Annotated in this window: 21 protein-coding genes; 10 read left to right on the forward strand and 11 right to left on the reverse strand. The window is 46.4% G+C overall.

Annotated features, from left to right (window positions below):
- Positions 1 to 98: 98 nt before the first annotated feature.
- On the reverse strand, positions 99 to 1,415 hold the full coding sequence (gene guaD / locus ACPEPR_RS12825; protein WP_423562515.1) for a guanine deaminase: 1,317 nt from the start codon (positions 1,413 to 1,415) through the stop codon (positions 99 to 101).
- Between the two features lie 263 nt (positions 1,416 to 1,678).
- Positions 1,679 to 2,644, reverse strand: a complete 966-nt coding sequence (locus ACPEPR_RS12830; RefSeq protein WP_163143371.1) for a TerC family protein — start codon at positions 2,642 to 2,644, stop codon at positions 1,679 to 1,681.
- Positions 2,645 to 3,027: 383 nt separating this feature from the next.
- On the opposite strand from ACPEPR_RS12830, the gene ACPEPR_RS12835 reads away from it, so the two are divergent.
- Together ACPEPR_RS12835 and ACPEPR_RS12840 are read left to right on the forward strand one after the other, a co-directional pair.
- Positions 3,028 to 3,393 carry a GNAT family N-acetyltransferase gene (locus tag ACPEPR_RS12835; protein ID WP_423562518.1) on the forward strand — a complete coding sequence of 122 codons (366 nt, stop codon included), beginning with the start codon at positions 3,028 to 3,030 and terminating at the stop codon, positions 3,391 to 3,393.
- 38 nt (positions 3,394 to 3,431) lie between these two features.
- Entirely contained in the window at positions 3,432 to 3,713 is a 282-nt protein-coding gene (locus ACPEPR_RS12840) for a GNAT family N-acetyltransferase (protein WP_005181076.1), read from the forward strand.
- 95 nt (positions 3,714 to 3,808) lie between these two features.
- On the opposite strand, the gene ACPEPR_RS12845 is transcribed toward ACPEPR_RS12840, so the two are convergent.
- Positions 3,809 to 4,894, reverse strand: a complete 1,086-nt coding sequence (locus tag ACPEPR_RS12845) for a zinc-dependent alcohol dehydrogenase family protein (RefSeq protein ID WP_104511528.1) — start codon at positions 4,892 to 4,894, stop codon at positions 3,809 to 3,811.
- Positions 4,895 to 5,143: 249 nt separating this feature from the next.
- The gene (gene mpl / locus ACPEPR_RS12850) at positions 5,144 to 6,511 is read right to left on the reverse strand and encodes a UDP-N-acetylmuramate:L-alanyl-gamma-D-glutamyl-meso-diaminopimelate ligase (protein ID WP_005181071.1); all 1,368 of its coding nucleotides are present in this window, start codon (positions 6,509 to 6,511) and stop codon (positions 5,144 to 5,146) included.
- A gap of 254 nt (positions 6,512 to 6,765) precedes the next feature.
- On the opposite strand from mpl, the gene ACPEPR_RS12855 reads away from it, so the two are divergent.
- Positions 6,766 to 7,104, forward strand: a complete 339-nt coding sequence (locus tag ACPEPR_RS12855) for a DMT family protein (RefSeq protein WP_005181069.1) — start codon at positions 6,766 to 6,768, stop codon at positions 7,102 to 7,104.
- 3 nt (positions 7,105 to 7,107) lie between these two features.
- On the opposite strand, the gene ACPEPR_RS12860 is transcribed toward ACPEPR_RS12855, so the two are convergent.
- Positions 7,108 to 8,388, reverse strand: a complete 1,281-nt coding sequence (locus tag ACPEPR_RS12860) for a DUF2254 domain-containing protein (protein WP_160243668.1) — start codon at positions 8,386 to 8,388, stop codon at positions 7,108 to 7,110.
- Between the two features lie 288 nt (positions 8,389 to 8,676).
- Between ACPEPR_RS12860 and purE the strand changes: the two genes are divergently transcribed.
- From purE to ACPEPR_RS12880, 4 genes are all read left to right on the forward strand, one after another.
- Positions 8,677 to 9,189 (forward strand): 5-(carboxyamino)imidazole ribonucleotide mutase, encoded by a 513-nt coding sequence (gene purE / locus ACPEPR_RS12865; protein ID WP_005181065.1) that lies wholly within the window; start codon positions 8,677 to 8,679, stop codon positions 9,187 to 9,189.
- Positions 9,190 to 9,204: 15 nt separating this feature from the next.
- Entirely contained in the window at positions 9,205 to 10,326 is a 1,122-nt protein-coding gene (locus ACPEPR_RS12870) for a 5-(carboxyamino)imidazole ribonucleotide synthase (RefSeq protein ID WP_104488335.1), read from the forward strand.
- 14 nt (positions 10,327 to 10,340) lie between these two features.
- Positions 10,341 to 10,583: a hypothetical protein gene (locus tag ACPEPR_RS12875; protein ID WP_423562516.1), complete on the forward strand. Its 243-nt coding sequence runs from the start codon at positions 10,341 to 10,343 to the stop codon at positions 10,581 to 10,583.
- A gap of 477 nt (positions 10,584 to 11,060) precedes the next feature.
- Positions 11,061 to 12,344, forward strand: a complete 1,284-nt coding sequence (locus tag ACPEPR_RS12880) for a lytic murein transglycosylase (RefSeq protein WP_075168300.1) — start codon at positions 11,061 to 11,063, stop codon at positions 12,342 to 12,344.
- Positions 12,345 to 12,386: 42 nt separating this feature from the next.
- On the opposite strand, the gene ACPEPR_RS12885 is transcribed toward ACPEPR_RS12880, so the two are convergent.
- The 4 genes from ACPEPR_RS12885 to grpE all read right to left on the reverse strand — a co-directional run bounded on the left by ACPEPR_RS12885 (position 12,387) and on the right by grpE (position 16,647).
- Positions 12,387 to 12,776: a hypothetical protein gene (locus tag ACPEPR_RS12885; RefSeq protein WP_162182855.1), complete on the reverse strand. Its 390-nt coding sequence runs from the start codon at positions 12,774 to 12,776 to the stop codon at positions 12,387 to 12,389.
- Between the two features lie 120 nt (positions 12,777 to 12,896).
- On the reverse strand, positions 12,897 to 13,808 hold the full coding sequence (locus ACPEPR_RS12890) for a matrixin family metalloprotease (RefSeq protein ID WP_160232204.1): 912 nt from the start codon (positions 13,806 to 13,808) through the stop codon (positions 12,897 to 12,899).
- Between the two features lie 230 nt (positions 13,809 to 14,038).
- Positions 14,039 to 15,979: a molecular chaperone DnaK gene (gene dnaK, locus ACPEPR_RS12895; RefSeq protein ID WP_168369891.1), complete on the reverse strand. Its 1,941-nt coding sequence runs from the start codon at positions 15,977 to 15,979 to the stop codon at positions 14,039 to 14,041.
- A 119-nt stretch (positions 15,980 to 16,098) separates the two neighbouring features.
- Entirely contained in the window at positions 16,099 to 16,647 is a 549-nt protein-coding gene (gene grpE / locus ACPEPR_RS12900; RefSeq protein ID WP_005181051.1) for a nucleotide exchange factor GrpE, read from the reverse strand.
- 830 nt (positions 16,648 to 17,477) lie between these two features.
- Here grpE and ACPEPR_RS12905 point away from each other — a divergent pair.
- Entirely contained in the window at positions 17,478 to 17,729 is a 252-nt protein-coding gene (locus tag ACPEPR_RS12905) for a hypothetical protein (RefSeq protein WP_087662369.1), read from the forward strand.
- A 243-nt stretch (positions 17,730 to 17,972) separates the two neighbouring features.
- Here ACPEPR_RS12905 and ACPEPR_RS12910 read toward each other — a convergent pair whose 3' ends face one another.
- Positions 17,973 to 18,398 carry a hypothetical protein gene (locus ACPEPR_RS12910; RefSeq protein WP_005181048.1) on the reverse strand — a complete coding sequence of 142 codons (426 nt, stop codon included), beginning with the start codon at positions 18,396 to 18,398 and terminating at the stop codon, positions 17,973 to 17,975.
- 202 nt (positions 18,399 to 18,600) lie between these two features.
- Here ACPEPR_RS12910 and ACPEPR_RS12915 point away from each other — a divergent pair, with 202 nt between their 5' ends.
- Entirely contained in the window at positions 18,601 to 19,677 is a 1,077-nt protein-coding gene (locus ACPEPR_RS12915) for a di-butyl phthalate-hydrolyzing esterase (RefSeq protein ID WP_005181046.1), read from the forward strand.
- Positions 19,678 to 19,687: 10 nt separating this feature from the next.
- Here the strand turns inward: ACPEPR_RS12915 and ACPEPR_RS12920 are convergent, their stop codons facing one another.
- On the reverse strand, positions 19,688 to 20,398 hold the full coding sequence (locus ACPEPR_RS12920) for an acetoacetate decarboxylase family protein (RefSeq protein WP_160255809.1): 711 nt from the start codon (positions 20,396 to 20,398) through the stop codon (positions 19,688 to 19,690).
- Positions 20,399 to 20,495: 97 nt separating this feature from the next.
- On the opposite strand from ACPEPR_RS12920, the gene ACPEPR_RS12925 reads away from it, so the two are divergent.
- Positions 20,496 to 21,068 (forward strand): peptidylprolyl isomerase, encoded by a 573-nt coding sequence (locus ACPEPR_RS12925; RefSeq protein WP_423562517.1) that lies wholly within the window; start codon positions 20,496 to 20,498, stop codon positions 21,066 to 21,068.
- Positions 21,069 to 21,227 lie beyond the last annotated feature (159 nt).

Here is a 21,227-nt window from a genome sequence, read left to right on the forward strand (position 1 = left end):
AAACAGCATTTTTGACCGGGTGGTCTCTTTTCAGCAATAAGGCCAGACCAATCAGCGTGAGCGCCACCCGCCATTTCGGTTGCGCCCGGCGTATAGGTTTAGTCGCGGATATAGGCACATTGTCCATAAATATAGGTGGCCTGAATATTACGTTCATCGCCCATGGTCATGAGCGCAAACAGGCTGTCTTCCAGGCCTTTGCTGTGCTGCTGGCGCAGGGTCTGCAAGGCGGTGGCGTTTAAATCCAGCACAATAAAGTCCGCTTCTTTACCGATATTGAAATTGCCGAGCTTGTCATCCAGATCCAGTGCTTTGGCACCGCCTAAAGTGGCATGATACAGCGCTTCATAGGCCGACAGGTTTTGCTCAAGTAGCTGCTGGACTTTATAGGCTTCGCTAATGGTGCGCAGCTGGCTAAACGAGGTCCCTGCCCCGATGTCGGTGCCCAGGCCCATTTTGACCTGTTTCTGCCAGGTCTGATGAATCGGGAACAGGCCACTGCCCAGGAACAGGTTGGAGGTCGGACAAAAGGCAATCGCGGAATCGGTCTGGTGCATACAGTCCCACTCCTGCTCTTCCAGATGCACACAATGCGCAAATACCGAACGTGAACCGGTCAGCCCATAATGATGATAGACATCTAAATAGCCTTTTTGCTCCGGGAACAGGCTTTTGACCCAGGCAATTTCATTTTTGTTTTCACTTAAATGGGTATGTAAATACACATCCGGATATTCAGCTTTCAGCTGCTGCGCTTTTTCCAGTTGTGCCGGCGTTGAGGTCGGCGCAAAACGCGGGGTAATCGCATATAAATTACGGCCTTTGCCATGCCACTTTTCAATCAGTGCTTGAGATTCCTGATAGGCGCGTTCTGGTGTGTCACAGAGTTCCTCGGGTGCATGACGGTCCATCAGCACTTTACCGGCAATCAGACGCATCTGGTGCTGTTCTGCGGCTTCAAACACGGCATCGACAGATTCAGGATGCACGGTACAGAACACCAGTGCCGTGGTGGTGCCATTTTTCAGCAGTTCCTGCACAAAAAATGCAGCAATCTTGTCGGCATAACTTTTATCGGCAAACTGTATTTCGGTTGGAAAGGTATAGGTATTCAGCCATTCCAGCAGCTGGGTGCCATAGGCGCCCACCATTTCGGTTTGTGGGAAATGAATATGGGTATCAATGAAGCCGGGTATAATCAGCTGATCGGGATAATGCTGCACCGAAACACCGGCCGGAATATACGCCTGCCCCTCTTCCCAGGGACCAAACCAGTGAATTTTCCCGTGTTGGGTAATTAATAAACCATCTTCTACATAGCGCATTTGGTCGTGAATATCACGCGCTTGGGCAACTGTATTCTGAATATCGAGGAAGCGGCCGCGAATTGCCGTCGTTGCAATGACAGAAGACATGAAAAACCTGCACTTGTTTAATTTTTTCGGTTGATTGTAGCTGAAAAGCGCTGCCCTGTATGGAAAATCCAATATTCCGTCACAGACATTGGGTGTCATGCAAAACTGTTGCCAGTTTGGGTGAAATACAAGATGTCCACTGGGTCAACTCTAAAATATTCAGTTAAATCGAGTACTTATACGCTGATATTTAAGAGTAATCCCTGAATATGGAAAATAAAAAAAGCCCGTATGCAACGGGCTTTTTGATCAATCAGGCCACTTTAGAGCGTGGTTTCATGATGCTTGCGACTGTGGCGAATCGACAGCCAGGCAGTAATTGCCAGCACAATCACAATAAAGCTTAGGGAAATCCAGATTGGCATATGGAACACATCCAGCATCAGCATCTTGAAGCCAATGAACACCAGAATAATTCCCAGCCCATACGGCAGATAATGCATTTTGGTGGCTGCACCGGCCAGCAGGAAGAACATGGCGCGTAAGCCTAAAATCGCCATCAGGTTGGCGGTCAAGACAATAAAGGGATCACTGGTCACAGCAAAAATCGCAGGAATTGAATCCACCGCAAAAATCACATCGGAGGCTTCAACCAGAATCAGCACCAGAAAGAGTGGCGTGGCCCAGAGTAAGCCCTCTTTACGTACAAAGAAGCGGCTGCCTTCCAGCTGTGGGGTAATCCGCATATGTTTGCGTAACCATTTCAGGATCGCCATATCTTCGATATTGCTGTCTTCATCGTCCTGTCCACGCAGGAATTTAAAGCCGGTATAGACCAGGAAGGCACCGAACAGATACAGAATCCAGGAGAATTCCTGCACAAACCAGGCGCCAATAAAAATAAAGATGGTACGCAGCACAATAGCGCCCAAAACGCCATACAGCAGGATTTTACGTTGTAACGCTGGTGGAATGGCAAAGGCAGCAAAAATCATCAGCCAGACAAAGACGTTATCAATGGCCAGTGATTTTTCCAGTAAATAACCGGCCAGATATTCCATCACCTTGGTATTGGCGACATCCAGTCCGGCAGTCTGATTCAGATACAGCCATAGGCCACCACCAAACAGCATGGCCACGCTGACCCAGGCGATACTCCAGTAAGCGGCGGTACGCACCTGGACGGTCTGGCCTTCTTTTTGTTTAAAGCCCAGAAAGTCGATGGCGAGCATGACCATAACAATCGCAAAAAAGGCCAGATACAGCCAGATATTGCCGATAGATTCCATACAATCTCCACATCCGACAATTGGCCATAAAAAACCTTGACCCGTTGCCAGATGAAATAAAAACATCCATAACAACGTGATCAAGGTCTTGCCTACATTGCCCTGCCTGTGCAGATTCAATGCTCAGATACCGACTTTTTGCAAAGTGTAATGACGATAGTCTGACACGTTAAAACCAGTGAGTTTCATCTGGCTTTTAACGCTTGGAGGAGGCTACTCCCCTTGTTCAACAATTCTGTGTTGGGGGAATGCCCCAAAGTCGACAGAGAATTGCATATTTTTAAGTAAAGTGCAAATGGCCGAATGTAAATGAGCGCGTGCTACAGTGTATTCCTCGTCAAGAAAAAAGCGACTGTATGCAATTGTTTCAACATGCAGTGAAAATGTTAGATTACAGATCAGATGCTATATTTTTTTCTACAGAAAGCAGATACTCAAAATTCAGATGGGAGGATATGATAAAAATGATGGTGCAACACGAAAACAATGACAGCAAAGGGGCCTTTTTTGTTGAAGCCAATGGCGAGCGTCTGGCAGAGATGACCTATTCACGCGCTGGCGAAGATAAAATCATTATTGACCATACCTCGGTCAGTGAACAGTTACGTGGTCAGGGCGTGGGACGTCACTTAGTTGAAGCTGCGGTCAATTATGCCCGCGAACAGCAGACCAAGATTATACCGCTCTGCCCTTATGCCAAAGCGGCTTTTGAAAAAGACCCATCTATTCAGGATGTACTTCAACCCTAATTCATCAGGTGACACATAAACTTTAAGGCAGGACAGCAATGGATATTCAACATCAAGAGGCAAAACGTGGCGGTGCATTTTTTATTGAACGGGATGGACAGCGGATTGCCGAAATCACCTATCAATGGCAGGACGCACATAAAATTGTCGCCGACCATACTTGGGTAGATGATTCATTGCGTGGCCAAGGCATTGCTCGTCAATTACTGGATGTACTGGTCGAGTTTGCCCGGGAAAAACAGCTCAAGATTGTACCGGTCTGTTCTTATGTTGAAGTCATGTTTCGACGCGAGCCCAGCCTGGCCGATGTCGCCGCTTAAATCTGGCACTTGAACCCGCCGCCGACTTTGGAGGGTCAGCCAATATATAAAAACCACGAGCATGAACTCGTGGTTTTTGATTGCCGATAAAGACCTTAGCTGTAATCAATGATCACTTTCAGGGCTTTTTCATCTGAGGCGTGTTTAAATACCTCATAAGCCTTTTCAAACTGGTCAAATTTAAAATGATGGGTGGCCAGACGTTCCATCGGCAGCTTGCCGGCACAGCAGCTTTTGAGCAGCATGCCGGTGGTATTGGCATTGACCAGACCGGTGGTAATGGTCAGGTTTTTAATCCAGAGTTTATTTAACTCGAAATTCACCGATTTGCCGTGTACTCCGACGTTGGCCAGATGACCGCCCTCTTTGACGATATGCTGGCAAATATTCCAGGTGGCTTCTACCCCCACGGCTTCCATGGCGCAATCGACCCCGCGGCCATCGGTAATTTCCAGAATACGCTGAATGGCATCTTCTTTGGCCGAGTTAATGGTGTGGGTCGCGCCAAGTTCCTTGGCCATGGCCAGCCGGTTATCATCCATATCTACCGCAATAATTTGCGCCGGTGAATAGAATTGTGCAGTCAGCAGACAGCCCATCCCAATCGGGCCGGTACCAATAATGGCAATGGTATCGCCGGGTTTGACATTGCCATATTGCACGCCAATTTCATGCGAAGTCGGCAACACATCTGATAAAAATACCGCGACCTCTTCATTCAGTCCTTCTGGCAGCGGATACAGCGAGGTATCAGCAAATGGGGTGCGTACATATTCGGCATGGGTGCCGTCAATCATATAACCCATGATCCAGCCGCCTTCATTGCGGCAGTGTGCATAGAGCTGTTTCTGGCAGTTTTCACAGGTACCGCAGCGGCTGACGCAGGAAATAATCACCCGGTCGCCCGGTTTGAAATTTTTGACTGCCGTACCGACCTCTTCAACAATCCCGATGCCTTCATGGCCGAGAATACGGCCATCAAACTGGCCGGTTTTTTCGATTGCGGTGCTTTCAATTTCCGGGTTTTTGCCTTTCCAGATACCAAGGTCGGTACCGCAAATCGTTGACTTGGTCACGCGGATGATGGCATCAGTGGGTTGCAGAATCTGGGGACGTGGACGCTGTTCAAAACGGATATCATTGGCGCCATGATAAACCATGGCTTGCATTGTCTGGGACATGGTGGTCATCCTCTTGTTGTGCTTATTGTGGGACAGCCTGCGCCTTTTCACCTCATCAGGAACCGTTATGGCGCAGGATGTGATCGTTCTAACTTAACAGGAGTTGATGACAAGTTCATCTCTAAAAAACCGTTTTTATTCATATATTTGTATATTTATTTTAATCTATTGAATTGTATGACAATAAAACAGGGCTGCAGTATTCTAACTACAGCCCCGTTGAATGATGTTTCAGGTCAATAAACGTGCTTAAGCCGATTTTAATGCGCTTAATAATTTCTGGTGCAGACCACCAAAACCGCCATTGGACATGATCACCACCGCATCGCCCTCGCCTGCTTCCTGGCTGACGGTATGAATAATGTCATCCAGCGTCCGGGCAATTTTGGCCTTGTTTGGTGCCGCAGCCACCACCGGTTGTAAATCCCAGTCCAGTCCTTCTGGTTGATACCAGATTACTTCATCGGCCAGACGCGCTGAATGTGCCAGTCCATCTTTATGGCTGCCCATACGCATGGTATTGGAACGAGGCTCAATAATCGCCCACAGTTTACGTTCACCTAAACGTTTGCGCGCGCCTTCCAGGGTGGTGTCAATTGCCGTCGGATGATGGGCAAAGTCATCATAGACCTCAATGCCGCGTACGGTATCGAGCAGTTCCATACGGCGTTTTACCCCGCCGAAATTGGACAAGGCCGCACAGGCCGTTTCAATCGATACACCAACATGCGCCGCCGCGGCAATGGTTGCCAGGGCATTGGCCACTGAATGCTGGCCGGTCATGTTCCAGCAGACTTCGCCCTGAACCACACCATCTTGCAGCACTTTAAAATGTGAGCCATCGGCCTGTAACTGCTCGGCAGATAGCGCGGCCTGGGCATGTGCAGTCAGTGAGGTGCGGACCACCGGTGTCCAGCAGCCCATTTCCAGCACTTCATCAATATGGGTTTCGGTAACCGGTGCAATAATGCAGCCTTCACTTGGAATGGTACGTACCAGATGATGGAACTGTTTTTGAATTGCCGCCAGATCATCAAAGATATCGGCATGGTCAAATTCCAGGTTATTTAAAATGGCAGTTTTCGGATGGTAATGTACGAACTTGGAGCGCTTGTCGAAGAAAGCAGAATCGTATTCATCGGCTTCGACACAGAAGTATTTGCCACCACCTAAACGCGCGCTTTCTTTAAAGCCAAGCGGAACGCCGCCAATCAAAAAGCCCGGTTCCAGACCGGCCTGATCCAGCACCCAGGCCAGCATGGTGGTGGTGGTGGTTTTACCATGGGTGCCGGCCACGCCCAGAACATGCTTGCCTTGCAGCACATGATCGGCCAGGAATTGTGGACCTGAAACATATGGTAGACCGGCATTGAGCATATATTCCACCGCATCAATACCACGTTTCATGGCATTACCGACAATCACCAAGTCCGGATGCGGCTGTAAATGGCTGCGGTCATAGCCCTGCATTAAGGTAATGCCTGCATTTTCCAGTTGGGTCGACATCGGCGGATAAACATTTTGGTCGGAACCGGTCACGGTATGACCCAGGTCACGCGCCAACAAGGCCAGAGAGCCCATAAAAGTGCCACAAATACCCAAAATATGCAGATGCATCCGCTGTTACTCCACTGCGTGTAGGACCGTACCATTCTTGTTGATGGCCTGGTCATGATGTATTGAATTGTCAGCAACGATAGCAAGGCTGTTTCGGAAAAGATAGTCATTCTTGTAGGGATTCGTTGACTGGAATCCGAAAAAATTAGGCATTTTCCAGGTGGATGCTGACCGTGAAAAAAATCCACATGGCCACACTGCTTTTTTAGCCTGAAACCGTACAATAGGCTGATGTTTTCTGGATGCTGCCGCCTATGTCCTTCCCTTTACTGCTGTTAATTATTTCCAACTGTTTTATGACTTTGGCCTGGTATGGACATCTGAAATTTTTGCATGGCGCACCGCTGTGGCAGGCCATTTTGTTTGGCTGGATGATTGCCCTGCTCGAATACGCCTTTATGATTCCGGCCACGCGCTTGCTGGCCCAGCATGGCTGGTCACTTGGGCAAATGAAAATTACCCAGGAAGTGGTGACCCTGCTGGTCTTTGTGCCGTTTATGCTGTATCTGTTCAAGCAGCCGTTTAAACTGGATTATCTCTGGGCCGGTTTATGCCTGCTCGGTTGTGTTTACTTCGTTTTTCGCAGCAGTTAAGTCTTATTCAGGCTGTGGCAGATGCGGAAAAAGCGCGGCGAAATCCGCTTGAATCAGCGCCCGTTCTGGTGCGAAATCAAAGTGATGTAAACAGCGTTGTAGCACCTGCATCGCCATCTGCGTGGCCGCCTGTCTGAGTTCCGGTTCCGGCACATTCTGCGCAATCATCGACAGGCATTTCAGCAGGCGCTGATTTAACTCCAGATTCTGGGCACAATCGCGGGCCAGCGGCATAAAGCTGCCATAAATCAGGTCTTGCAGATCAAAGCACTCAATACTGAGATGCGGACAATCACAGCGTGTTGCCTCCGGGTCCGGATGACTGTCAATTAGAATCCGGGTCAGCGCATTCAGCGCGCTAATGCCAGAACCGACATCATTAATTGCACTCGACATGGCTTTTTGCCCGACCTCACTCATCACCAGCAGACAAAAACGCGGATCCTGCAGAAAACTGCGATTGGTTTCAATAATCAGATGCTGCAGAATCTGATTGCGGATCTGCTGTTGCTGTTCTTCGGACAGCGCCTGCGGGCTATAGACTTCGACCAGCGCCGTCATCGGATCTAAAAATTTGCCCGGCATAGATGGCAGATGTAAATGCAGTTGCTGCTGCGCGGCAATCTGCTCCAGTCCGGCCAGATCGACATGGTTAAAATAACCGGTTGTGCTGCTATAGACGCAAAAGCTGGGCGCAAAAGCAGGCTTCTGCCCTGTTGCCCCCAAGTCCGGTTGATGCCGGAACTGGCCCAAGGCCTTTTTGGCCGCAGTTTCAATCTTGTCGATGGTGGTGGTTAAATTGCCGAGTTTGGACAGGGTTTGTACCCAGTGAATCAGGGTATAAATCAGGTACATCAGCACCAGAATGGTACTGATAAACAGCACAAAACGTCCGGATGGACCGTAGTACTCCAGCCCCAGGGCAATTTTGGCAATCACTGCATAAATAAAAGCGGAAATAAAACTGGAAATGGCCAGCCGGGTGTTGTCATCGCTCATCATCAAGCTATAGGCACGTGGTGTGCCGCTGCTTGAAGCCGAAGCAAAAGCTGCCACCATAATCGACAATGAGAAGGTCGTCACTGCCAGCATGCTGGATGCAATAATATCCAGCAAGCTGCCCAAGGTGTCGATGCTGATATTCGGTACCGTACTGGCCGGAATAAAATACTGGCTGGCGATGGCAAATAATGAAAAAAATGTCGCAAAGATGGCACCCAGCGCCGGCATCAGCCATAAGTTTTCTGAAGGGTTTTGTAGCCAGATTTTAAGTTTGAACCACATGGAAACTGCCCTGAAAATATCTTTAATCTAATCTTAAGTTATTCATTACAAAAAGCTTTATCTTGATAGTTATAGCGTTTTTTTCACCGCTGTATGTCCTCTTTTTGTATTTTTGGCCTATTGCCATCATTGTATTTTCTTCAGTTTTACAAACAGATAATTTTAATCTTTATTCTTGCGCTGAACTTTAGCCAGCCGGTTTTTCAGTCTATAATACGGAGCTTATTCATTAAAGCTTGGCTCTCGTCGAGATTTATCTTTTTTCACTTAGTCTCTGGAACATTAGCAATGAATGCGGCCGCAGCACAAGACGCTCCTCTCGTTGGAATTATTATGGGTTCTCAATCTGATTGGGCAACTCTCGAACACACTGCCAATATGCTCAAGCAGCTTGGTGTCCCATTTGAAGCGGAAGTGGTTTCTGCGCACCGTACCCCAGACCGTTTATTCGAATATGCCGAAACTGCGCGTGATCGTGGTATTCAGGTGATTATTGCCGGTGCGGGTGGCGCTGCCCATTTACCGGGCATGTGCGCAGCCAAGACTGATCTTCCAGTGCTGGGTGTGCCGGTTAAATCTTCTATTTTAAATGGTGTCGATTCACTGCTGTCGATTGTACAAATGCCGGCCGGAATTGCGGTGGGTACCTTGGCAATTGGTCCGGCCGGTGCCACCAATGCTGCCATTATGGCTGCCCAGATTCTGGGTTTAACGCGTCCAGAGATTGCGAAAAATGTCGCTGATTTCCGTGCAGCGCAAACCGATAAAGTGGCCAGCAACAATATTCCGGGTCAGGCGTAATACGGGACATTCCTTATGAATAAAACCATTGGTATTTTTGGTGGTGGGCAGCTTGGCCGTATGATGGCGCAAGCCGCGTTACCACTCAATATTCAATGTACTTTCTTTGAAGCCAGTGCAGATTGCCCTTCTGCGGCTTTAGGTACGGTCTATTCAAACGCAGCTGAACACGGTTTGCAGGATTTTATCCAGAGTGCAGATGTATTTAGCCTGGAATTTGAAAATACCCCGCTGGCTGATGTCGATGTCTTGACCCAAAGTAAAGCGTTGCATCCGCCGCGTCAGGCGCTGGCGATTGCGCAAAACCGTTTGCAGGAAAAAGCCCTATTTGATGCGCTGCAGATTCCGGTGGCGCCGTATAAGGCGGTTGATTCGCTGGACAGTTTACAGGCGGCGGTGGCTGAATTAGGTCTGCCGATTGTACTGAAAACCGCGACTGGCGGTTATGATGGTAAAGGCCAGTTTGTGCTGCGTAGTGCTGATCAGATTGATCAGGCCTGGGCAGAACTCGGCCCTGCCGGCTTGCTGATTGCAGAAAGTTTTGTCACCTTCTCGCGTGAAGTATCAATTATTGCGGTACGTGGCCAAAATGGCGATGTGAAAACCTGGCCATTGGCTGAAAACCATCACCATCACGGGATTTTGTCGCACTCGATTGTACCGGCACCGAACAGCACTGACTTGCAACCGGTGGCGCAAGACTATATTACACGTTTGCTGAATCATCTGAACTATGTTGGTGTGTTGACACTAGAACTATTTGTCACTGAAAAAGGCCTGTATGCCAATGAAATGGCACCACGCGTGCATAATTCAGGGCACTGGTCGATTGAAGGTGCGGTCTGTTCACAGTTTGAAAACCATGTCCGTGCAGTGGCTGGTTTGCCGCTCGGTTCGACTGAGGTGGTACGCCCGACAGTGATGGTGAATATTATTGGTCAGCATCCAAAGTCGGAAGATGTGTTGGCGTTAAATGGTGCACATCTGCATTTGTACAATAAAACCGAACGCGAAGGTCGTAAAATTGGGCATATTACCTTAATGCCAAACGACAGCCGTGAACTGACGTCACTCTGCCGTCAGCTGGCGAAAATTCTGCCAAATCCGCTGGCCTTGAGTGAAGATATGAGCATTTAACTGCAGATTCGTTTATGAAAACAGCGGTCCCTCAGCGGGCCGCTTTTTTTATGCCAGAAATTCGGGCAAGATTGCGCTCTTTTTTCGCCAGCCGCCATTGGTCGGCTGGTTCAACAACAGGCTTGATTGCTTCAGTCCAGATCTTTTATAACTATAAATGTCTAAAAAACAAACACAAATACAGAGCATCTGAAAAAATTAAAAATGAATTCAAACATAGATTTTATTTTGAATTTAAATCTGAACATGCAGTTTGAATTTAAAATATCCGCTGAACTTTAAATTCAAAAATATGAATTCAAATCCGGTTGTAGTTTAAAATTTGAATTTAAAACCTGCGAAATAAATTCAAAAACTGCAATTTAAATTTAAAAAGTACAGATTTACGGTCCGGTGGATGGGTTTTTGTGGATAAGTTTTGCTGAAATAAATTTAAAAATGATGATTTAAATTTAAAACTCGTGTTGTTTTGTGGGTGTGGATAACTTTTACTGGCTGAAGTCTGAAAAAATGAATTTAAAAGAATGAATTTAAATTTAAAAAATAAGAAAACCTAGATTTGAATTTAAAAATACCTAAAATTAGACCTGTGGATAAAATTTTTTAAATTCAAAACTGAAATATGAATTTAAAATGAAGCAAAATAAATTTAAATTTACGTTTTTACCCTGTCATTTTATGGCCCAGCTGTTATGGTAAAACCAGTTTTAAATTCAAATGACATAAGGGATAGTATGCATCGCTTTGCTTTTGTTTTCGGATCTTTGGCATTGGCTGCATCTCAGCTACATGCAGAACTGATTATTAATGGTCAGCCGGTCACCACTACGGCGCCGGTGCCAAGTACCATCCAGCCTCAAAATAATTTCCAGGTCTGTCTGGCCAATTTACGCGGCCAGGCTATGGCCAAGGGCGTCAGTGGCAGTACTTATGACCGCTATACCCAAAATTTAACGCCAGATTATTCCGTGATTGAACGCCTGAATTATCAGCCGGAATTTTCGACGCCAATCTGGGATTATCTGTCTGGTCTGGTCGATGAAGAACGCGTACAACTGGGCCAGCAAAAACTGGCCGAGCACCGTGAGGTGCTGAACCGGGTTGCAGCAGCTTATGGGGTACCGCCAGAAACCGTGGTCGCGGTGTGGGGCGTAGAAAGTAATTTTGGTGATATTTCTGGCCGTTATCCGTTATTGCAGGCTTTAGGTACTTTAAGCTGCGAAGGCCGTCGTCAGAGTTATTTCCGCGGCGAATTCTTTGCCGCGATGCGTATTTTACAACGCGGTGATGTGCGTGAAGATCAGCTCAGAGGCTCATGGGCCGGGGCATTTGGTCATACCCAGTTTATGCCATCGACCTATGAAGAACTGGCAGTGGATTTTGATGGTGATGGCCGCCGTGATCTGGTATCAAGCACCACCGATGCCTTGGCATCAACCGCCAATTTCCTGAAAAAACGTGGCTGGCAAAGCGGACAACCGTGGGGCTTTGAAGTGAAATTGCCCGCAGGCATGTCGGTCAGTGGAGAAGGGCGCCGCAATAAAAAATCCTTAAGCAGCTGGGTCAATCGTGGGCTAGTACGAGCCGATGGCAGTGCCTTGATTCAGGGCAATCTTTCAGGCAGCAGTCAGGCCGGTTTGCTGACACCGGCAGGCGGCAATGGCCCGGCTTTCCTGGTGTTTAAAAACTTTGATGCCATTTACAGTTATAACGCCGCGGAAAGTTATGCCTTGGCCATTGCGCATTTATCCGACCGTTTACAGGGCAAAGGCCCGTTTGTGACGGCATGGCCTACCGATGATCCGGGCACTTCACGCGCAGAACGTCGTGAAATCCAGCAGTTTTTATTAAATCGCGGCCATGATATTGGTGCGGTAGATGGCCTGATTGGTGATAAAACCCGTCAGGCGATTCGTCAGGAACAGATCCGCCTGGGCTTAAGTCCCACCGGGCGTGCCGGACAGCAGGTGTTACGCGCTTTTCGTAATGAAAATGCCAAACTGATGATGCTGCAATAAATAAATATGCAATAAAAAGGGCGCCTTATGGCGCCCTGATGTTTATTCAATATCTGAGGTATCAATCTTCACGGCTTCTAAAATATCAAAAATCACCGTGGTTACATCCTGACTCAAATCACGGTTGTTAAACACCTCATAGGCCGTAATGGTGACATCGGTGTCGCTTGGCAGCAGTTTTTGTTCTTCTTCAATCAGGTGATTAACCGGCAACAGGGTCTGTTTGATTTCTAAATGCAGGATATCTTCAAACTCGACATTTTCTTCTTCGAGTTCAATCATTTGCTCATTAAAATACGGCAATAGAATAGAGTAGAGATACGGTTGAATATCGACGATATCAAACAGTTCAATATCACGCGTTTGTTCAATCGTGCTGATGTGGTCATTTACTTCAATCAAAATATGGTAGTAACTCACATTAATCTCCACAAACATTCCTGTTGAAATTGCGGCTTTCACAATAACATGAAATAGCCAGAGAGGGCAGTGCTGTTGGCGATAAAGCCCCGGTTTTCTAGATTAACTTGTAATGAAAAGCATCAAATGTATTTAACGCTGCTGCAAAAGCGCCAAATCGGCGGCAGTTAGTTGAAAATGATCCAGATTTTGCTCTTGCATGAGAGGATGCATCAGGGCATGTGGATCATGGGTATGCCCCAATCCCAAGGCGTGACCGAATTCATGTGCCAAGGTTAAACGCAGGTCGGCGGCTGACTGAAACTCATAGATGAGAATAGTTTTGCCATCAAAACTGCCTTTATCAAATAAACGCGGCTGAAAGCGCTGGTTAAATTGCTGCACCGAAGCATCAATTGACTGATTCAGCTGGTTGAGGGCATCGATCTGTTGGTTCAAGCCTGCAATACGCACATTAAACTGTTGAATTTCAGCCTGTAAACTGGCGGTTTGCTGTTCGAGTTGCTGACGCTGCAGGTTTAAAGAGCTGCGCTGTATGGCTGATGCACCGCCTTGCTGGTTCAGCTGCTGCACCTGCTGGTTATAGGCATTCAGCTGTTGCTGTAACTGGGCATTTTTAAAAGCCAGCTGCTGGTTCAGTTGCTGAATCTGCTGTTTGACTGCCTGCACTTGGGCCTGCTGGCGTTCCCAGTGCTGCTGCTGTTGCTCAATCTGGCCCATCTGCAGGCGACGCTGTTCCGATTCATGTTGGCGTTCATCATAAATCAGGCGGATTGCCAGTCGCGCTTGTGAATCATAGACAAAATAGTCCTGACCAGTACCCTCTGTCCAGATTTGTGTGGCCTGTTGTGCCAGTTGCACTACCTCGGCATGACTTAAACCAAAGCGCGGGTCCACTTCGGCAATCCGGTAACGCAGCCGGGTATCCAAAGGTGCCTGAATCCGGGTCAGCAGGCTGTTGTGCTGCAGCTGCGGATGTTGCTGGTTCTGATACCACAGCATGGCGGCAAACAGCAGTAACACAATCAGGATTAAGGGACGCATCACGCAGATTGGGTTTCCTGTAGAGAGGGGGCAATTAACTGCACATCCGCATCTGTGATTGACCGATTTTCTTTCCTTTATATAACAGGGAAAACGGTCAAGCAGAGTAGGCCAGATGGGGGCGCCTAACTAGCTTAAAAAAGCCGCAGGGTGGAAACAAGTCTTTTTTGCTTTCAAGCAGATATAAAAAAACCGCGCTTACGCGCGGTCTTTTTGTTTAAAGTGACAAATTACTTTTTGTCATCTTTCACTTCAGTGAATTCAGCATCTACAACGCCATCGTCCGCTTTTTGCTGTTGGCCAGCATCACCACCGAAGGCATTCGGGTCAAAACCTTGCGCAGCGCCTTGGCCTTGAGCTGCTTCATATGCACGTTGCGTAATTGGCATGATGATGTTTTGCAGTGCTTCAGTTTTCGCTTTGATCGCGTCAACGTCATTTTCTTTGGTTGCTGCTTCAAGTTCTGAAACTGCTGTTTCTACCGCAGTTTTTTCATCAGCAGTCACTTGTTCGCCAAGATCTTTTACTGCTTTTTGAGCAGAAGAAACTAGGGCATCTGCTTCGTTACGTGCTTTTGCCAGTTCTTCAAACTTACGGTCTTCTTCAGCATTCGCTTCAGCGTCTTTGATCATCGCTTCGATTTCAGCATCAGACAAACCTGAGTTTGCTTTAATCTGGATCGATTGCTCTTTACCCGTGCTCTTGTCTTTCGCAGACACTTTCAAGATACCATCGGCGTTGATGTCGAACGATACTTCAATTTGTGGCACACCACGTGGTGCAGGTGGGATATCACCCAACTGGAAGTTACCCAACAATTTGTTTTGTTGAGCCATTTTACGTTCACCTTGGTAAACTGAAATGTCTACTGCAGGTTGGTTATCTGCCGCTGTAGAGAACACTTGTGATTTTTTCGCAGGGATTGTGGTGTTTTTCTCGATGATTGGCGTTAACACACCGCCCATTGTTTCAATACCAAGTGTAAGCGGTGTTACGTCAAGTAAAAGAACGTCGTTCTTGTCACCCGAAAGTACAGCACCTTGGATTGCAGCACCCATTGCCACAGCTTCGTCAGGGTTCACGTCTTTACGTGGCTCTTTACCGAAGAACTCTTGTACTTTTTGTTGTACAAGTGGCATACGAGATTGACCACCCACCAAAATCACGTCAGAGATGTCAGAAGTCGAAAGACCTGCATCTTTCAGTGCAATACGGCAAGGTTCGATGGTACGCGCAACTAGGTCAGCAACCAAACCTTCTAATTTCGCACGTGTTACGTTGATCACCAAATGTTTAGGACCAGTCGCATCAGCCGTGATGTATGGTAGGTTGATTTCAGTTGCATTTGAAGAAGAAAGCTCGATTTTTGCTTTTTCAGCCGCTTCTTTCAAACGTTGTAACGCCAGTGGATCGTTTTTCAGGTTGACGTTTTGTTCTTTCTTGAACTCTTCAACCAGGTAATCGATCAGTGCGTTATCGAAGTCTTCACCACCCAGGAATGTATCACCGTTAGTCGACAATACTTCGATTTGCTGGTCGCCATCAAGATCCGCAATTTCAATGATGGATACGTCGAAAGTACCACCACCCAAGTCATAGACTGCAACTTTACGGTCGCCTTCTTTCTTGTCCATACCGAACGCTAACGCCGCAGCAGTAGGTTCGTTGATGATACGTTTAACGTCTAAACCAGCAATTTTACCGGCATCTTTAGTCGCTTGACGCTGTGCATCGTTGAAGTATGCAGGAACGGTTACAACTGCTTCAGTAACAGTTTCACCGAGGTAATCTTCCGCAGTTTTCTTCATTTTTTTCAGAACTTCTGCAGAGATTTGCTGTGGTGCTAATTTTTTGTCGTTAACTTCAACCCAAGCATCACCATTGTCTGCTTTGATGATTTTGTATGGCACCAGACCGATATCTTTTTGTACCGCTTGGTCTTCATAACGACGACCGATCAGACGTTTGATTGCGAACAATGTGTTTTTCGGGTTAGTTACTGCTTGACGTTTCGCAGACTGACCGACCAGGATTTCGCCATCTTTATACGCAATAATAGATGGAGTTGTACGCGCGCCTTCAGCGTTTTCAATTACTTTAACTTTATCGCCTTCAAGTACCGCAACACATGAGTTGGTTGTACCTAAGTCAATACCAATGATTTTAGCCATTTGGATGTTTCCTCAAAAATTTTATTGTGCTTTACACTTGTTATCCGATATGAGAGCCGTTCAATTTTTTTCAAGTTAAAAATATGAAAAAATTTCACCAACTCCCGAATTTATGAGGCTTAAGCGCCGACCATAACCATTGCAGGACGCAATAAACGGCCATTTAAGCTATAACCTTTTTGCAGTACGTTGCCAATTTCGTTGGCTTTGGCTGTTGGATCAATGCCCACCGCCTGATGTAAATCTGCATTGAAACCGTTCGCGGTATCTACCGCCACAATGCCGAATTTCTCTAAAGTCGTCAGCAGTGATTTCAGCGTCAGTTCCACCCCTTCAGACAGCGGGGTTTTTTCTTCGCCAGCTGCGGCAATAGCACGTTCCAGGTTATCTACGCTATCGAGCAGTTCTTTGGCAAATTTCTCCAGCACTGCTTCTTTATGCTTTTCAGATTCACGCTGAATACGCTCGACACTCTTTTGCGCTTCATACACTGCATTGGCGGTACGCGCTTTTTCAAGTTTTAAATCGCCTTCGAGCTGCGCAATCTGTTCTTGTAAAGACTCAACGGAAACGTCTGCCTGCTCGGTTTCAGCTTGAGTTTGGGTAGTATCTTGTTCTACTTGCTCTTGTTGCAGATCTTGAGCGTCTTGGTTGTGCTCGGTTGCCATTGATTTACTCCGTTTAAATGGGTTCTTAAACATGTACAGTCCTTCTGGCATCAGTATTGACTGGTTCATTCTGAACTGCCATGAGTGATGAATTTCGTAATTATTAAAGAAGTCGGGGCAGGGGATAAAAATTCAAGCGGTGCCAGTCATTAAATCTGCAGAAATTTGCTGAAAAAACATACATTCTTTTAATTTTTGATCTTTTTAGCAGGGAGGGTGCAGGAAGATACTACGAGGCTGAAACCCCAATTTATGGGAAAATGATTTTAATTTTAAGTCCGGATAAATTCTGTAGATGCTGTTGAGTTTTCTATACAAAATTTTTAAGTTGATTATTCTTTATACATAAAAACGATCAGAATGAGTGAAAAATACTATTTTACAGGGCAAGGTCAACTTTGTATGATTGCACCCAGATTCTATCGCTGTAGTTTCTTTTGATATTTTCTTGAAATGTGTTTTCTGGCTTATCCGCCCTCTGGATAAGCCTTTTTTTTGCCCTCAAGATTTAAAAGTGCCGCATTTACACTGTTATCTTTTCGCAAAACTAGCCGTATGTTGTGTAGAGCACGCTGTTTTCTTCCTCTAAAATAATTCTGCACTTTCGTTCTTTTTTATTGCTGTAATCTATAACAAAAACAGCAGATTAATCCTGCTGATTCCTTCCATTGGCTGTAAAAATAGCTGCATCTTCATGTTTATAAAAAACTGCATAACTCGTACCGGTGGATATAAAAATTTAACTTTTTATCTGCCCAGCCAGTGCTGAAATTTTGAAAGTATAGCCAGCGCAAAGTTGGACTTTGTATTTTTCAATGAATGAGGATCGAATGATGAAAAAAATGGGTGTATTGGCTGTGGCCTTGTTTGCTGGACTGGCGGTGGTAGGTTGTAGCAGTCATGAAACGGCACAGGCACCAGAAGTGGCACAAAATCCGGAGCAACCTGAAACGGTACAGGTGACTACCATGCCGGTAGAAGCGGGGGCTGAAGTGGGCGTAGCTGCAGAAGTCACTGCCCCGGCCGCTGCTGCACCAGCAGGGCCGGAAGCACCGGCGGTTGAGGCACAGCCACAGCCCTAAATTCAACGCTGTCTATTTCAAATGAAACAGGACTATCAATTTAAATCAGGGAGGAAAATTTAACTTCTCAACAGGGAGATCAAACTAATAGGCCAGGGAAGGTCATGCTATTTTCACTATTATTATTGAAGGTCGTTATTTTTCTGTTACAGCGCTTTCAATCAAAGCACCTGGCAAAAATAAAAACCCGAAAGCCAGTTTTCGGGTTTTTAAACTGTGCATCGTACGCTGTCAAATACAGGATTAATCACGACGGTCACGTTGCCGTTTGCGATATTCTTCCATCCGTTTACGCTGTTCTTCGACCCGTTTTTTACGCTGCTCTTGCTGTTTGCGTTCGACTTGCTGGCGTTTACGGTTCAGTTCGGCGCGTCGTTCGCGTTCCCGTTGTAACTGCTGACGGCTTTGTTCGGCACGTTTACGTTCCAGTTCACGTTTTTGTCGATCCCACTGCGCTTCGCGTTGGCGTTGTTGCTGTAAGCGTTTTTGACGTTGTTCATATTCCCAACGCTGACGTTCTGTCATGCGGCGATAATCATAGTTACGGTCGTAATCCCGGTCATAACGGTGATCATAGCGGCCATTGTAGTGGCCATCTTCAGGGAACGCGACACAACCGACCGCTAAAAATACGGTCGCACAGGAAACCAAGAGGAGTTTTCTAGACATGGTGAGCGTCCTTTTTCTATCCGGATTAGCAAAATCAATCCCTCTGTATCATCAAAATTGTCAATGACACCTTATAGAAATAAGATTAGCGTATATAAATTCTGAATATGTAGGTCGATGACTGGACTTCTATAACGAAATAGTCACTAAACTACTGATCATGTAGAAAATGTGAAGAATGAATAAAAAAGGAAGATGATAGATGAGTGCGTATCAACAGAAACTGCAAAAAATCATTGATAACAGTCAGGGTACGGTGGTGCGAACACTCGATCATTTACCGTGTGTGGCGCAGGAATCACTGGCGCGCGCCTTGGGCTATCCTTATCAGTATCCGCAACTTGATCCCCTCATTAAATGCATGATGGCGGCCCAAATCAAGCAGGGGCGTATCGGTTTTATTGGCGAAAATCCGGCGCAATCGCGTCAGGCTTTTGATACTCAGATGAAGGCGATCCGTAAACAGCCGACCTATGTCAAACGGGTCGAAGATTTACGTTTAAGCCTGCAAAGTGGCACCATTTCAGCCCGTTATTATCATCCTGCACCGCATAAAAAACTGCCGTTGATTGTGTTTTATCATGGTGGTGGTTTTGTGGTGGGCAATCTCGATACCCATGATGAAGTTTGCCGGCTATTGGCGCATGCCGCTCAGGCGCAGGTGGTCAGTGTCGATTATCCACTGACCCCCGAGGTTTCACCGACACAGCTGATTCAGTGCTGTGAAGATGCTTTGGCTTGGGTGTATCAGCATCGCCGTCAATTTAATATTCTGAAAAACCGTATTGCCGTGGCGGGTGACAGTGCTGGTGCCAATATTGCTACCGTGGTGTCACAGCGTAGTAAAAATACCGCCTATGCACCGCATGCCCAGTTACTGATTTATCCAGTGGTGGATTTTAAAAGCCGTCATCCGTCGTTCTTTGCCTATAAAGATGGTCTGGTGCTGACTGAGCAGGATATTGATTTCGTCACCGAGTATTATGCGTTACAGCACAATATGGCACTGGATGATGCCCTGATTTCACCAACCTACGGCAATTTAAGAAAACTGCCGCCGACCTTTATTGTGACGGCCGGGCATGATGTGCTGCACGATGAAGCGGAAATTTATGCGCACAAGCTGCGTCAGCAAGGGGTCAAAGTCCAATATAAGGAATATACCGACCAGACCCATGGTTTTATTAATTTAACCCCGGTTTCGCGCCGTGCTAAAAAACTCACGCTCGAGCTGGGCAAGAATTTCAGAAAATTTTGGGATCGACCACGCTTCTTTTAAAAGGGGTAACTTAAAAAGGTCGACTCAGATTTTTTCTGGTTTCACGTGGAACAGCGGTTTTGGTTTTAATCTGCGCTTCGGGGAATAACAGATCAAACTCCGGTACATAAAAACTTTGTAATAGTCGGGCCTGGGAAAAATCAGGAAAAATATCCTGGGTATTTTGCCATTCCACCGTTTTGAGTTTAGATAAACGGCCGCGAAACTTCGGACTAAACTGGTAGCGCTGGCCTTGCCAGGCCTGCTGAATGGATAAAAATGAAGCCGGAATATGGTGGCTATTGATATAAAACGAGGTGCTGTTTTTCGGCCGCTCCAGGCAAATTGACATCTCTTGCTGCTGATGACGCACAATACAATAGGTGCGACCTTCTTTTTCCAGCCATTCAAATTCGGCCAGCTCTTTCGGAATGCCCCATAACTGCTGGCCATGCACTAAAGAGGCCTGAGTCGAGACATAAATCTTGGGGATGGTCGACAAGCGATGTTTATACAATAAAGGATGATCCATAATTAACAGTTCATCATACGGACCCACTGGCGAATCCTGATAACGGATCAGCATCACATTGACCATGCGTCCTAAAGGAGACGGGGCCAGCCGAAAACGCTTGGCTGTTTTCAGGAAAAAAGGGTTCAGCCAATAATTCAAAATAAAAGCATCGCCGTGTAAGCGCCAAGGCGGATGCGCAAAAATCTGGTTCTGGATATTGTTATTCATCTTATTCTCAGGATTTGAAAGGAACAGCTAATGTTTTCTTCATACTGAACAATTAATATAAGTGAAGCAAAACATCAAACCACGGATTCGTAAAGAAATGTTAAAACGTAGCGTTCTTATGGCCGCCAGCCTTGCCCTTAGTGCCTCTGCATGGGCTGCCAATTCAATGATTGAAATGAAAACTTCCATGGGCAATATTGAAATTGAACTGTTTAACGACAAAGCGCCGTTGTCAGCAGCCAATTTTGAAAAATATGTCAGTAGCAGTTTTTATACCGGTACCATTTTCCATCGCGTCATTCCGGGCTTTATGATTCAGGGCGGCGGTATGGATGCAGCCATGGTGGAACGTCCAAATACCCGTCCACCGGTCAGAAATGAATCCTATAATGGCCTGAGCAATCAGCGTGGTACTTTGGCGATGGCACGAACCAATCATCCTGATTCAGCCAAAAGCCAGTTTTTTATTAATCTGGTCGATAACGACTTCCTGAATAAAAGTCCACGTAATGCTGGCTATGCTGTGTTTGGCCGTGTTACCAAGGGGATGGATGTGGTCGATAAAATTGCCAAAGTACCGACCCACAATGTTGGTGTGCACCAGAATGTTCCGGCTCAACCGGTGAAAATCCTGAGTGTGAAGATAAAACCGGCAACGGCAAAAAATTAACGAAAATAAAAAGCAGAAATATAAATTAAATATTTCTGCTTTAAAATTAGAAGTTTATTTCAAAGATCGGGTAAAAATGCTCCATATTGGTGCATAAAAAAGAAACACTCGATAAAACAAGATGCTAAAAGCACTTGCGTGTGTAAGAAATTGTCCTAT

It is taken from the genome of Acinetobacter sp. AND/436, from assembly GCF_049546925.1.
GTDB classification, from domain to species: domain Bacteria; phylum Pseudomonadota; class Gammaproteobacteria; order Pseudomonadales; family Moraxellaceae; genus Acinetobacter; species Acinetobacter indicus.

Coding starts and splice junctions, on each gene's coding strand:
- guaD (WP_423562515.1), bottom strand. CDS start 1,415: ATGTCTTCTGTCATTGCAACGACGGCAATTCGCGGCCGCTTCCTCGAT.
- ACPEPR_RS12830 (WP_163143371.1), bottom strand. CDS start 2,644: ATGGAATCTATCGGCAATATCTGGCTGTATCTGGCCTTTTTTGCGATT.
- ACPEPR_RS12835 (WP_423562518.1), top strand. CDS start 3,028: ATGTTAGATTACAGATCAGATGCTATATTTTTTTCTACAGAAAGCAGA.
- ACPEPR_RS12840 (WP_005181076.1), top strand. CDS start 3,432: ATGGATATTCAACATCAAGAGGCAAAACGTGGCGGTGCATTTTTTATT.
- ACPEPR_RS12845 (WP_104511528.1), bottom strand. CDS start 4,894: ATGTCCCAGACAATGCAAGCCATGGTTTATCATGGCGCCAATGATATC.
- mpl (WP_005181071.1), bottom strand. CDS start 6,511: ATGCATCTGCATATTTTGGGTATTTGTGGCACTTTTATGGGCTCTCTG.
- ACPEPR_RS12855 (WP_005181069.1), top strand. CDS start 6,766: ATGTCCTTCCCTTTACTGCTGTTAATTATTTCCAACTGTTTTATGACT.
- ACPEPR_RS12860 (WP_160243668.1), bottom strand. CDS start 8,388: ATGTGGTTCAAACTTAAAATCTGGCTACAAAACCCTTCAGAAAACTTA.
- purE (WP_005181065.1), top strand. CDS start 8,677: ATGAATGCGGCCGCAGCACAAGACGCTCCTCTCGTTGGAATTATTATG.
- ACPEPR_RS12870 (WP_104488335.1), top strand. CDS start 9,205: ATGAATAAAACCATTGGTATTTTTGGTGGTGGGCAGCTTGGCCGTATG.
- ACPEPR_RS12875 (WP_423562516.1), top strand. CDS start 10,341: ATGAAAACAGCGGTCCCTCAGCGGGCCGCTTTTTTTATGCCAGAAATT.
- ACPEPR_RS12880 (WP_075168300.1), top strand. CDS start 11,061: ATGCATCGCTTTGCTTTTGTTTTCGGATCTTTGGCATTGGCTGCATCT.
- ACPEPR_RS12890 (WP_160232204.1), bottom strand. CDS start 13,808: ATGCGTCCCTTAATCCTGATTGTGTTACTGCTGTTTGCCGCCATGCTG.
- dnaK (WP_168369891.1), bottom strand. CDS start 15,979: ATGGCTAAAATCATTGGTATTGACTTAGGTACAACCAACTCATGTGTT.
- grpE (WP_005181051.1), bottom strand. CDS start 16,647: ATGGCAACCGAGCACAACCAAGACGCTCAAGATCTGCAACAAGAGCAA.
- ACPEPR_RS12905 (WP_087662369.1), top strand. CDS start 17,478: ATGATGAAAAAAATGGGTGTATTGGCTGTGGCCTTGTTTGCTGGACTG.
- ACPEPR_RS12910 (WP_005181048.1), bottom strand. CDS start 18,398: ATGTCTAGAAAACTCCTCTTGGTTTCCTGTGCGACCGTATTTTTAGCG.
- ACPEPR_RS12915 (WP_005181046.1), top strand. CDS start 18,601: ATGAGTGCGTATCAACAGAAACTGCAAAAAATCATTGATAACAGTCAG.
- ACPEPR_RS12920 (WP_160255809.1), bottom strand. CDS start 20,398: ATGAATAACAATATCCAGAACCAGATTTTTGCGCATCCGCCTTGGCGC.
- ACPEPR_RS12925 (WP_423562517.1), top strand. CDS start 20,496: ATGTTAAAACGTAGCGTTCTTATGGCCGCCAGCCTTGCCCTTAGTGCC.